This window comes from Olivibacter domesticus (genome assembly GCF_900109575.1).
GTDB classification, from domain to species: domain Bacteria; phylum Bacteroidota; class Bacteroidia; order Sphingobacteriales; family Sphingobacteriaceae; genus Olivibacter; species Olivibacter domesticus.
Map to the genome: position 1 here is coordinate 20,987 of NZ_FOAF01000003.1, position 12,315 is coordinate 33,301.

At 40.4% G+C, this 12,315-nt stretch carries 9 protein-coding genes; 6 read left to right on the forward strand and 3 right to left on the reverse strand.

Going from position 1 to position 12,315, the window contains the following annotated elements; genetic code table 11:
• Window positions 1-47 precede the first annotated feature (47 nt).
• The 3 genes from thrA (at window position 48) to thrC (ending at window position 5,105) form a co-directional block, all read left to right on the forward strand.
• A complete protein-coding gene (gene thrA / locus BMY50_RS14515) occupies window positions 48-2,495 on the forward strand; it encodes a bifunctional aspartate kinase/homoserine dehydrogenase I (RefSeq protein ID WP_093325953.1) in 2,448 nt (815 codons plus the stop codon).
• 117 nt (window positions 2,496-2,612) lie between these two features.
• Window positions 2,613-3,590 (forward strand): homoserine kinase, encoded by a 978-nt coding sequence (locus tag BMY50_RS14520; RefSeq protein WP_093325955.1) that lies wholly within the window; start codon window positions 2,613-2,615, stop codon window positions 3,588-3,590.
• A gap of 198 nt (window positions 3,591-3,788) precedes the next feature.
• Window positions 3,789-5,105, forward strand: a complete 1,317-nt coding sequence (gene thrC, locus BMY50_RS14525) for a threonine synthase (RefSeq protein WP_093325957.1) — start codon at window positions 3,789-3,791, stop codon at window positions 5,103-5,105.
• 61 nt (window positions 5,106-5,166) lie between these two features.
• Here the strand turns inward: thrC and metG are convergent, their stop codons facing one another.
• Complete coding sequence (gene metG / locus BMY50_RS14530; protein ID WP_093325959.1) at window positions 5,167-7,236, reverse strand: methionine--tRNA ligase; 2,070 nt, start codon at window positions 7,234-7,236, stop codon at window positions 5,167-5,169.
• Window positions 7,237-7,360: 124 nt separating this feature from the next.
• On the opposite strand from metG, the gene BMY50_RS14535 reads away from it, so the two are divergent.
• The 3 genes from BMY50_RS14535 to BMY50_RS28165 all read left to right on the forward strand — a co-directional run bounded on the left by BMY50_RS14535 (window position 7,361) and on the right by BMY50_RS28165 (window position 8,988).
• On the forward strand, window positions 7,361-8,257 hold the full coding sequence (locus BMY50_RS14535; protein WP_093325962.1) for a S66 peptidase family protein: 897 nt from the start codon (window positions 7,361-7,363) through the stop codon (window positions 8,255-8,257).
• 150 nt (window positions 8,258-8,407) lie between these two features.
• Window positions 8,408-8,812, forward strand: a complete 405-nt coding sequence (locus BMY50_RS14540; protein WP_093325964.1) for a DoxX family protein — start codon at window positions 8,408-8,410, stop codon at window positions 8,810-8,812.
• 23 nt (window positions 8,813-8,835) lie between these two features.
• Window positions 8,836-8,988: a hypothetical protein gene (locus BMY50_RS28165; RefSeq protein ID WP_162276600.1), complete on the forward strand. Its 153-nt coding sequence runs from the start codon at window positions 8,836-8,838 to the stop codon at window positions 8,986-8,988.
• Window positions 8,989-9,002: 14 nt separating this feature from the next.
• On the opposite strand, the gene BMY50_RS14545 is transcribed toward BMY50_RS28165, so the two are convergent.
• Together BMY50_RS14545 and bglX are read right to left on the reverse strand one after the other, a co-directional pair.
• Window positions 9,003-9,716, reverse strand: coding sequence for a DUF4397 domain-containing protein (locus BMY50_RS14545; RefSeq protein WP_162276601.1), 714 nt, complete (start codon window positions 9,714-9,716; stop codon window positions 9,003-9,005).
• A 221-nt stretch (window positions 9,717-9,937) separates the two neighbouring features.
• On the reverse strand, window positions 9,938-12,262 hold the full coding sequence (gene bglX / locus BMY50_RS14550; protein ID WP_238383775.1) for a beta-glucosidase BglX: 2,325 nt from the start codon (window positions 12,260-12,262) through the stop codon (window positions 9,938-9,940).
• Between the last annotated feature and the right edge of the window lie 53 nt (window positions 12,263-12,315).

The following is a 12,315-nucleotide window of genomic DNA, read 5'->3' on the forward strand; positions in this document are numbered from 1 at the left end:
TTTTTAATTAATGATATTTTAATAGCAATTAAACCATAATAAATTAAATGAAGGTACTAAAGTTTGGGGGCACTTCTGTCGGGTCAGTAGAAAGCATCAACGGATTATTAGAAATTTTAAAACAGCAATATGCACAGGGCGAAAAGCCGATAGTAGTGCTGTCGGCCATGAGCGGTGTTACAAACCTGTTAACACAGATGGCAGAAGATGCAGAAAAAGGTATTAGCTTTAATGCAGCGCTTAAAGAATTAGAGTCGAAACATTTTGCCGTTGTAAAACAATTAATTCAAATTAAGAATCAGAATCCTGTTTTCACCCAGCTCAAGATCTTTCTGAATGAGCTTGAAGATCTACTACAAGGTGTCCTTAATTTGAGGGAATTAAGTTTACAGAGTAAAGACCTTGTTGTGAGTTATGGTGAGCGTTGTTCAGCCTTTTTGATATCGAAGATTGCCGAACAATATTTTCCGGAGAGCTTATTTGTTGAAGCAAGCTTACTCATTAAAACCGACAGTAATTTCGGCAATGCCCGTGTAGACCTTCAAAAGAGTGAATTACTAATTCGTCAATTTATACAAGAGCACAATCATCATTTTTTATTTGTTACCGGGTTCATTGCTTCTAATGATAGTGGGCGCGTTACAACACTCGGGCGGGGCGGTAGCGATTATACCGCAGCGATTTTTGGGGCCGCCTTACAGGCAGAAGCCATAGAGATTTGGACCGATGTAGACGGAATGCTTACGGCAGATCCGCGCATGGTAAAAAAAGCATTTCCGCTTCCAATTCTTTCTTATACAGAAGCCATGGAGTTGTCTTATTTCGGTGCAAAAGTTATTTACCCGCCGACCATGATTCCTGCTTTCATGAAAAAAGTTCCCATTATTATTAAAAACACCTTTAACCCAAGTTTCCCAGGAACAGTTATACAGTACGACAGTGGAAAAACGAAATTTCCAATAAAAGGCATCTCTTCTATAAATGCCATAAGCGTCATAAACCTTAGTGGCAGTGGTATGATTGGTAAAGCTGGATTTAGTGGTCGATTATTTTCCTTACTAGCCCGTAAACAGATCAATGTGGTTCTTATAACACAATCCTCTTCGGAGCATAGTATCACTTTTGCCGTGCATCCAGCAGATGCCTTACGAGCAAAACTTCTTATCGAAACAGAGTTTGAATTAGAACTTTTGGCAAAAAAACTAGAAGCGCCAGTTATTGAAGAAGAGCTATCTGTATTAGCTATTGTAGGCGAAAACATGAAGCAAACACCGGGTATGTCGGGTAAGCTATTTCATGCACTTGGTCGTAATGGAATAAATGTAAGAGCGATCGCACAAGGATCCTCGGAGTACAATATTTCGGTTATTATTAGTCATGAAGATCTATCAAAGGCCTTAAATGCCGTACACGATGCCTTTTTTACAGCGTTAAAGAAAACACTTCATGTATTCAGTTTAGGTACTGGAAACATCGGCTCTACTCTTTTTCGCCAGCTATTGGAACAACAAGATTTTCTACGCGATCATAATGATATTCAAATAAAAATAATAGGCATTAGCAATTCCCGTCAAATGCTCTTTAATGGAGAGGGTATAACACTTGACAGTTGGCAAGAAGAATTAGCGAATAAAGGCGAACCAGCCAATCTAGAACAGTTTATCAGCAGGATGCAAAAACTCAATCTTCCTAACTGTGTGTTTGTAGATAATACTGCCAGCACGGAACCAACAAAACATTATTTGAAAATTTTTGAATCCAACATCTCTGTGGTTACCTGTAATAAAATAGCCAATTCGTCAAGCTATGAACAATATAAACGCTTACGCGATACAGCACGAAAACATGGTGTTGATTTTTATTATGAAACAAACGTAGGTGCTGGACTTCCAATTGTTCGCACCTTAAAAGATTTAATGACCAGTGGCGATCGAATTATTCGTATAGAAGCCATCCTATCGGGCACTATTTCTTACATCTTTAATAATTTCAATGGGGATACCTCCTTCTATGATGTTGTAAAATCTGCACAAGCGTTAGGCTATACAGAACCAGACCCCCGAGATGATCTGCGCGGAACGGATTTTATGCGCAAAATGCTCATCTTGGCGCGTGATGGGGGGCATACTATAGAAGCGGAAGAAGTAAAACTAGGAGCAATCTTGCCCGAAGCTTGCTTAAGTGCACCTTCTGTTGAAGAATTTTATCAGGAACTAAAAAATGCAGATAGTTATTTCAATAATCTTAAGGAAAAAGCGAAACTAGAAAACAAAGCGATTCGATATATTGGTAAAATGGAAGACGGCCAGGTTTCCATTGCCTTGGAGCTCGTGGGAGAAGAACATCCTTTTTATAATCTTTCGGGAAGCGATAATATTATCTCCTTTACCACCGAAAGATATAAGGATCGTCCATTAGTTGTAAAAGGCCCAGGCGCCGGTAGCGAGGTTACCGCAGGGGGAGTATTTGCTGATTTAGTAAATGTAGGCGCGTAGTTAGTTATTCGTTGTTGGTTATTCGTTATTAGAAAGAATAAGATATGAGTAGCAAGATAATTTTGTAAATATGTTCTTGCATGCATCTTGATACGCAATAAGGTTAATACTAAAAGAATGGAATTAGAAACAGAAAAAGAGCCGGCGGAGAAAGCCGGAAAAGAACGAGAGCAGGTACGCGTATTTGCCCCTGCTACAGCTGCCAATTTAGTATGCGGCTTTGACATTTTGGGTCTGGCCCTGGAACAACCGGGAGATGAAGTTATGATGAAACGTTCGGATAAGTCGGGAGTGAGATTATTAAAAATAACGGGAGATGATGGAAGACTACCCTTGGACCCTGCCAAAAATACCGTGAGTGCTTGTGTCCAAATGTTATTAAAACACTTGGGTAGGGAAGATATTGGTGTTGAAATAGCATTACATAAGCAGATGCCTATTGGAAGCGGGCTCGGTTCAAGCGCTGCTAGCACAGTAGCCGGCTTGTATGCTATTAATTTGCTGTTGGGAGAACCCTTAAGTAAGCATGAACTGCTACCATTTGCTATGAGGGGCGAAGAATTAGCCTGTGGGCATGGGCATGCAGACAATGTAGCACCATCCTTATTTGGAGGCATTACACTTATAAAAAGTTATGAGCCGCTAGATGTTATCCAACTGCCTATACCAAAAGATTTGTACTGTTCAGTTGTATTTCCGCATGTTGATGTTCCCACCCGTGCAGCTAGACAAATGATTCGATCGAAAATTGATCTGAAGGATGCTGTTATACAATGGGGTAATATTGCTGGCTTGGTAAGTGGTTTTTTTATGAATGACCACGCCTTGATCGGTCGGAGCATGAAAGATGTCTTGATAGAGCCAACACGCGCCATATTAATACCTGAGTTTTATGAGATGAGAGAACAAGCAATGGTTTCCGGCGCGCTTGGATTTGGCATTTCAGGATCGGGCCCTTCCGTTTTTGCTTTCGCCTCGAGTAAGCAAACAGCATTGAACATTACCAACAATATTGTACAACATTTACAATCCAAAGGAATTGATAGCAACGGCTATGTGTCGGCAATTAACGAACAGGGGCCACGTGAACTTTAGTTGCGAGTTACCAGTTGCCCGTTGTGAGCTTGTTTGTCTCGAAAGATATGCTCTCTGCTATTATCACGTAGCTGCATATTATTTAAACAAGTAAGAAAGCATGATCAATTTAATTAGTCAGATTTGTGAGCGAGTAGTCGTAAAGACACTCATAACTCATAACTCATAACTCATAACTCATAACTCATAACTATTATAATGAAACTATACAGTACCAATAACAAAAATTTAAACGTCTCCTTTAAAGAAGCAGTATTCAATAGTTTGCCGGCCGACAAAGGTCTTTATATGCCTTCGATTATTCCGAAGATGCCTGCAGATTTCATAAATAATCTTGACAAATATACCTTGCCGGAGATTGCCTTTGAAGTGGCAAATCATCTCATTGGAGAAGATATCCCTTCCGCCGACTTAAAAATGATTGTTGAAGAAGCCATTAACTTTGATGCGCCGGTGGTTTCATTAAATGATAGAACAGCCGTATTAGAACTCTTTCACGGCCCTTCTTTGGCTTTTAAAGATTTTGGTGCCCGATTCATGAGTCGCGTAATGGCCTATTTCTCCAAAAATGAGCAGCACCCGAAGGTCTTAGACGTATTGGTCGCAACATCCGGTGATACGGGGGGAGCAGTGGCCCTCGGCTTTCTAGGTGTTGAAGGAACCCGTGTTACAATCCTTTATCCGAAGGGAAAGGTAAGCCCGATACAAGAGCAACAACTTACGCGAAACGGGCAGAATATTCGGGCAATTGAAATAGAGGGCACTTTTGATGACTGCCAAGCATTGGTAAAAGAAGCATTTAACGATCAGGAGCTAAACAAGTATTTACGTCTTACATCGGCCAATTCCATCAATATTGCTCGCCTTATACCCCAGACATTTTACTACTTTAACGCTTATGCCCAACTATTAAGAAAAGGAATAAAAGATGTTGTATTTGCTGTTCCTAGCGGAAATTTCGGCAATATTGGAGCAGGTTTGCTTGCCTATAAAATGGGTTTACCGATTAAACAATTTTTAGCGGCCACGAATGTTAATGATACGGTTCCACGTTTCTTGAATTCAGGCACATACGAACCCAAACAATCGATACAGACACTATCAAATGCTATGGATGTAGGTAATCCAAGCAATTGGGTACGCATATTGGATCTCTTTGGAAACGATAGCAACCTATTGAAAGAAATAGTCACGGCCTATTCATACACCGATGAAGACACACGAATAGGTATAGATACCCTGTATAATAAATATCACTATATCGCTTGCCCACACACGGCAATTGCCTACCTGGCGGCTAAAGCCTACATGGTCGAAAATCCTGGTCAATATACCACTGTCTTTTTATCAACTGCCCATCCATGTAAGTTTCCGGAGGTTTTCTCCGCAGAGAAGATAGCCGCAATAAGCATTCCGGAACAAGTAAAAGAACTGGAAAATAAACCCAGTCACAAAGAGTCCTTAGGTACTGCCTATCCAGCGTTCAAAACCTGGCTGTTAAGTAATAAGTTATAAGGAGACAATTTATACGTAGTAAGTTATTTTAACCGACTACGTATAACCTTAAAACGTATAGCTATCTGATGATACTTCCCGGCTTCATCGCTGATTGCGGAACTACGAAGTCTAAGCGGCCGTCCGCATCCTCTGCCATTAAAATCATTCCTTGTGAAAGAATTCCCTTTATTTCACGCGGTTCTAGATTTACCAGGATGGAAACCTGTTTTCCTATGATATCTTCCGGATTAAAAAATTCAGCAATCCCCGACACGATTGTGCGCTGATCAATACCCGTATCGATGGTCATCTTTAGCAGTTTCTTAGTTTTGGCCACCTTTTCGGCAGTTAGTATTTTGCCTGTACGGATATCTAGCGGTGTAAATTGATCAAAGGAAATATTCGGTTTAACCGGTTCAGCCGTTACGATAGCCTTGGCATTATCAGCTTTAGCTTCTACAAGTTTTGCCAACTGTGCATCTATCTGCTCGTCTGTTATTTTCTCAAATAAGAGTTGCGCCTGCCCGAGTTGATGACCATCGACCAATAATTGAGGTTTCCCAGCAGCATCCCAAGAACGTTCTTGAAAATTTAGCATATCAAACAGCTTCGTAGCTGTATGTGGTAAAAAAGGTTGACCTAAAACAGCTAGGTTCGCCGCTATCTGTAAACCGATATTTAAAACCGTTTTTACCCGCTCTTCATCCGTTTTGATAAGCTTCCAAGGTTCTTCATCTGCTAAATATTTATTACCAAGGCGTGCCACATTCATAAATTGAGCTAAGGCTTCCCTAAATCGATATTGACTTAAGGAGGTGCTAATCGCTTTCGGATAGCGCGCTAATTCTGATAACACCAATTTATCTTTTTCCGTAAGCATCGATGCAGGCATAACTGTTCCATCGAAATATTTGTGTGATAACACTAGCACTCTATTTATAAAGTTACCGAAAATCGCAACCAACTCGTTGTTTACCCTTGCTTGAAAATCTTTCCAGGTAAACTCGCTATCAGACGTTTCTGGTAAAATAGAGGTTAATACATAACGAAGCTCATCTTGCTTATCAGGAAAATCTGCTAAATATTCATGTAACCACACCGCATGATTTCTTGATGTAGATAGCTTATCACCTTCTAAATTTAAGAATTCGTTCGCCGGTATATTTTCGGGTAAAATATATTCTCCATGTGCATGTAAGATGGATGGAAAAATGATGCAATGGAATACAATATTATCTTTACCTATAAAATGGATTAGACAAGCATCATCGGCAGGATTTTCTTGTTTTTTCCAATATTTTTCCCAATCCTTGCCATTATCTAAAGCCCATTGTTTAGTCGCAGATATATAACCAATAGGCGCATCTAACCAAACGTATAGTTTTTTTCCTTGTGCTTCTTCCAATGGAACATCTACTCCCCAATCCAAATCACGCGTCATCGACCGAGCTTGTAACCCCGATTTGAGCCAGGAGCTACACTGTCCATATACATTTGATTTTAAGATATCTTTCTTTCCCTCTAACAGCCACTTTTCGAGCCAGCTTTGATATTTATCCAAAGGTAGATACCAATGTTTCGTTTCACGTAAAACGGGTGTTTTGCCACTTAAGGTTGATTTCGGATTAATAAGGTCTGTAGGACTTAAAGAAGTTCCACATTTTTCGCACTGATCGCCATAAGCGCCTTCATTATGGCAATTAGGGCAGGTGCCTATAATATAACGATCCGCTAAAAATTGGTGATATTCTTCGTCGTAGTATTGCTCAGAAAACTTTTCAATAAATTCGCCTTTATGGTATAAATTCAAAAAGAATTCCTGCGAGAGTTCATGATGAATTTTCGCAGAAGTACGGTGATAAATATCAAAGGAAATACCAAATTGTTCGAAACTTTCTTTTATCTGTGTATTGTATTTGTCAATAATTTCCTGCGGAGTAATGCCTTCTTTCTTCGCTTTGATAGTGATGGCTGCCCCATGTTCATCTGATCCGCAAACAAAAGCTACATCCTTATTATTCATTCGTAAAAAACGCACAAATATATCCGCAGGAATGTAAGCACCTGCAAGGTGTCCGATATGTAAAGGCCCATTTGCGTATGGTAGGGCTGAGGTGATGGTATAACGCTTAAAGTCTCTAGTCTTCAATATATACTGTATTAGGTGTTAGGTATTAGTTTTTAGCCCTAGGCTAACTAAGCCTCACAAATTTTTTAAAATGTTTGTTATTCCCACAAAGATACATCAATTTGCGCTTTCCTAGTAAATTGATATGACGAAAACACCCGCGTATTTAAAAAAGGGCGACAAAGTCGCAATTGTTTGCCCTGCCTGGAAGGTAGATGATAACCTACAAGATGCCGTAAACCTGTTAAATTCTTGGGGTTTGGAGGTAGTTCTCGGTAAAACCGTTAACAGCAGTTACCGGCAATATGCCGGTAGCGATGAGCTGAGAGCGGAAGACTTCCAGGTAATGTTAAATGACGATAGCATTAAAGCTATTTTTGCTGCAAGGGGAGGTTATGGTTGTGTGCGTATGATTGACCAAGTTGATTTTACAAATTTCGCCGTTAAACCAAAATGGATTATCGGCTTCAGCGACATCACTGTTATTCATAGTCATATCCACGCCCTGTACGGAGTTCCCACGATCCATGGCCAGATGCCCATTACCATACCCGATGCGACGAAAGCATCGCTCATTAGTTTGCATGATACGCTTTTCGGAAAAAAGGCGTTATATGAATATGAGTCGGAAAGCGAACAAGTAGTAGGACAGGCACAGGGAGTATTAATTGGCGGCAATCTGGCGTTGTTGGTGAATCTGCTGGGTTCAGTTTCTGATATGAATTATGATGGTAAGATTTTGTTTGTTGAGGATGTTGGCGAGTTTTATTATTCGGTGGATCGCATGCTTTGGACACTAAAACGAGCAGGGAAACTGTCAAAATTAAAAGGGTTAATTATAGGTGGTTTCACTAATTTGAAAGACAATAAAATACCATTTGGAATGAGCATGAATGAACTTGTAAAAGAAATTGCCGGCGAATACGGTTATCCTATTGCTTTTGACTTCCCTGCGGGACATATCGACAATAACTATACATTGATTTTAGGAAAGGATGTATCTTTGAAAGTAGAGAAGCATAAGGTGGTGTTGACTTATTAAGGTGTAAGAGATCTATCCTAATGTGAATGATGAGTTATGAGCGATGAATGATAAATAGGCTGAAACTTAACGCTTGAAACTTTTAGCGAGCGCGTTTCCGACAATAAACATTTTGCTAATAACTAATAACGGACAACTAATAACTAATATATGGCAATACTATCAACTCTTGGAAATTACAAAAACACTGGATTACTGATTATTCGGATAGCGCTCGGCATGATGTTTATTATGTATGGCTACCCTAAAATTACAGGAGGCCCGGAAATGTGGAAAGGTGTTGGCGCAGCTATGGGACATGTGGGTATTACCTTTACGCCCGTTGTTTGGGGCTTTCTGGCGGCACTTACCGAAACCTTGGGTGGCTTCTTACTAATAATTGGATTGGCATTCCGGCCAACGGCGCTGTTACTCGCTTTCGTTATGGTAATTGCTGCGCTCTCACATTACAAAGCAGAAGGATTCATGGCGGCTTCGCACCCTATTGAGCTCTTGGCAGTATTTATTGGTTTGGCAATGGTGGGGCCTGGAAAATACAGTGTTGATAAACGATAAAGGTAAAAAATGGGAGAAAAGGAATGGCAAACCAATTCGCGGAAAGATTAAAGGAAGAATTAAAAAAGCCAATCTACAAATATGCATTTGGATTGGCTCTTATTTTAGTGATTATTGCCATCTCCCTTCGATTTGGTTATTTGTTAGGAGAATGGCTGTATGCTTTGTTTCATTGATAATTAACACCAAACTAATGGTCAAAGACATCTATTACAATAGGTTTTTGACTATTACCATTGATTCCTCTTGTTAATATCGTATATAATCTTCCAGCATTTAAAGTAATTGCTTCATCTCTAAGCGCTAATTGTGTCCCATTCGAATCAGTTATCTGTATAGTGTAAGAACCTTGACTTGTAGCAATAAAGCCTGCATTGGCATTTGCAGAGGTTTGATTATCAACAACCCTATCATTAAAAACTAAAGTTGGTGTACCATTCTGAAGAAGATTAACTTTCACAGCAGGTGTATTTTCCGAAAGATTGAAGAATCTTATGTATGGCTTACTTGCGTCATAATTTGTAGGATTCTTGTCCTCAACCAAAATACTAGACACCGTGTCTTGGTAGCCATATACAAATGATGTATAAAATGCGCTATCTCGTAAATTTATTGTGCTATCAACAATAGCCGTTGTAGTATTGGGTATTCCAGCGCTAAAGCGACGCTGACCCGGATAAGCTAACCCATAAGCATAAGGGATATAATCTCCATACTTAAGAGAAGCGCCTCGATCAACACTGTTCGCATCTAATTTAATCCCTAAAGCATCAGCACCTGCATATGCATTTACAAAATTCACATAAGCCGTTGGCATACGCACATAATCATCATCGTCATTACATGCGGTAAAAGTGAATCCTCCCACAAACACCATCATCAAGAGGATAAAGTAGTTTTTCATTTTCATATCTTTTAAATTTGTTTAGTTTTTCATTTAACATCTAACTACTTTAACGGAGATAAGTTTGAAAAAGCTACAGGTTGGTTACTAGTTGTTCGCTATTGGTTATTAGCAGTAAATTTGAAGTTAGCGAATCACCAGATGTCTCATAATCAAGCAGGTTAAAAACAAAAAGACAGCAACCATTGCTGATTACTGTCTTTTATTTTCTTTTGTTCTATTTAATTGAGCGTAAACGTCGCCTCTTTCACATCCCTCGAATTACCTCCCACAAATACTTTAAAATCGCCCGGTTCAGTTGCATATTCTAAATTGGCATTATAGAATTTTAAATCTTCTGCCGAAATAACAAACGTTACTTCCTTATTTTCTCCAGGCTTTAACGAAATTTTTTGAAAGCCTTTTAACTCTTTCACCGGTCGCGTTATGCCGCCCACCAGATCTTGCGTATACAATTGTACCACTTCCTTGCCCTCCGTCTGCCCAGTATTGGTTACCTTAACAGAAACAGTAATGGAATCGCCCGCTTTAAAGCTATTATTACTCAAAGATATATCCCCGTAAGTAAAAGTGGTATAACTTAAGCCATATCCAAATGGATATAATGGATTATTATCAACATCCAAATAATTAGAGCGAAATTTCTGAAACCATTTACCTTCTGCCAACGGTCTCCCTGTATTTTTATGGCTGTAATAAATAGGAATCTGTCCTACATTTTTAGGAAACGTAGCAGTTAATTTACCCGAAGGGTTTACATCGCCAAATACCACATCTGTAATAGCCTTTGCCGCTTCCGTTCCGCCGAACCAAACATTTAAAATAGCAGGGACATGCTCCTGCTCCCATGTAAGGGTAAGCGGTCGCCCTGCAAAAACCACCAACACTACAGGCTTACCGGTTTTCAATAAGGCTGCCAAGAGGCGCTGCTGCCCTGCCGGAATATTGAGGTCGGTCCTGCTTGAGCTTTCGCCTGTCATCTCCGAGCTTTCTCCCAATGCGGCTATCACCACATCTGATTGTTGTGCCGTCGCTACTGCTTCTTTTATCAGTTCATCTTCCGATCTAGTATCACGTGGGATCTCCCTTCCAAACATGGTGGCTCTTTGCTGATAAGCCGTGTCATCCAAAAGATTAGATCCGAGACTATGTAAAATTTTAACCTTCGACCCCACCAACTCCTTCATACCATCCAATAAAGATTGGGTGTTTTTTAAATCAGCATTCACGCTCCAGGTTCCAGGCATATTGCTTCCTGTGTTAGCCAAAGGGCCGATAAGGGCAACGGTTCCTGTTTTTTTCAGCGGTAAGGTATTATTTTCATTTTTAAGCAAAACAAAAGACTGTCCTGCAACTTCCCTTGCAAAAGCGAGGTGATCTTTCGACAAAATCTCCTTCTTTGCCCTCTCTTCGCTGCAATATTTATAAGGATCTTCAAATAAGCCCAGTTTATATTTTGCTTCCAGCACCATCTTACAAGCGCGGTTGATATCGGCCTCCGTTACTTTCCCTTCTTGTAAGGACTTTTTAAGCGTAGTTAAAAAGCCTTCGCCAACCATATCCATGTCTACACCTGCTTTTAGCGATAAGGCCGAAACTTGCTGTAGATCGCCCAAACCATGATCAATTAGCTCATTGATAGCCGTGTAATCTGTTACGACTAAGCCTTTAAAACCCCATTGTTTACGCAGTACATCTGTCAACAACCAAGGATTAGCTGTGGCGGGCAATCCATTGATATCGTTGAAAGAAGTCATAATACTGCCCGCTCCCGCATCTACCGCAGCCTTGTAAGGTGGAAGATACTCATTATACATGCGATGCAAGCTCATATCCGTTGTATTGTAATCACGCCCTGCTTCCGCTGCGCCATACAAAGCAAAATGCTTCACACAGGCCATTAAGGTATTATCGGCACTCAGATCATCTCCTTGCAAACCTTTTACCATCGCTGCCGCAATTTTAGCACCTAAATAAGTGTCCTCCCCACTTCCCTCGGAAATACGCCCCCACCGTGGATCGCGCGAAATATCTACCATAGGCGAGTAAGCCCAATTCAGGCCATCAGCACTTGCCTCCGTCGCCGCGATGCGCGCTGTTTTTTCAATTAAATTCAAATCCCAGGTAGCAGACAGCCCTAGGGGGATGGGGAACAAAGTCTTGTATCCATGTATAACATCCTGTCCAAAAATGAGCGGAATTTTCAAGCGACTTTGGGTAACAGCTATTTCCTGGGTTTTTCGGACCCGATCTGGCGTTGTTAGGCTAAATACACCCCCTACTTGACCTGCCTTAATTTTACCCTCCAGATCCGTGCTTACGACCGATCCCGTTGTGGCCTCCCCTCCTGTTGGTAAATTTAATTGCCCTATTTTTTCATCCACTGTCATTTTAGCCATTAAATTGGCTATAAAAGCATCCATTTCCGTCTCGTTTACCGATTTAGACAGCGTTAACTTCTTTGTGATTTTTTTTTGCGCATGCGTTTCCATTGGCATCGCCAAAAAGAGAACAGCAGCCATTGTTGGTATTATTAATTTATTCATGTTTTTTAGTATCAAGATGAAAGTATCAAGATATTCGCAATAGCGCCGTCATC

Bases quoted from the DNA above. Each gene is read 5' to 3' on its own strand.
- thrA (WP_093325953.1), top strand. From the start codon at position 48: ATGAAGGTACTAAAGTTTGGGGGCACTTCTGTCGGGTCAGTAGAAAGC.
- BMY50_RS14520 (WP_093325955.1), top strand. From the start codon at position 2,613: ATGGAATTAGAAACAGAAAAAGAGCCGGCGGAGAAAGCCGGAAAAGAA.
- thrC (WP_093325957.1), top strand. From the start codon at position 3,789: ATGAAACTATACAGTACCAATAACAAAAATTTAAACGTCTCCTTTAAA.
- BMY50_RS14535 (WP_093325962.1), top strand. From the start codon at position 7,361: ATGACGAAAACACCCGCGTATTTAAAAAAGGGCGACAAAGTCGCAATT.
- BMY50_RS14540 (WP_093325964.1), top strand. From the start codon at position 8,408: ATGGCAATACTATCAACTCTTGGAAATTACAAAAACACTGGATTACTG.
- BMY50_RS28165 (WP_162276600.1), top strand. From the start codon at position 8,836: ATGGCAAACCAATTCGCGGAAAGATTAAAGGAAGAATTAAAAAAGCCA.
- BMY50_RS14545 (WP_162276601.1), bottom strand. From the start codon at position 9,716: ATGAAAAACTACTTTATCCTCTTGATGATGGTGTTTGTGGGAGGATTC.
- bglX (WP_238383775.1), bottom strand. From the start codon at position 12,262: ATGAATAAATTAATAATACCAACAATGGCTGCTGTTCTCTTTTTGGCG.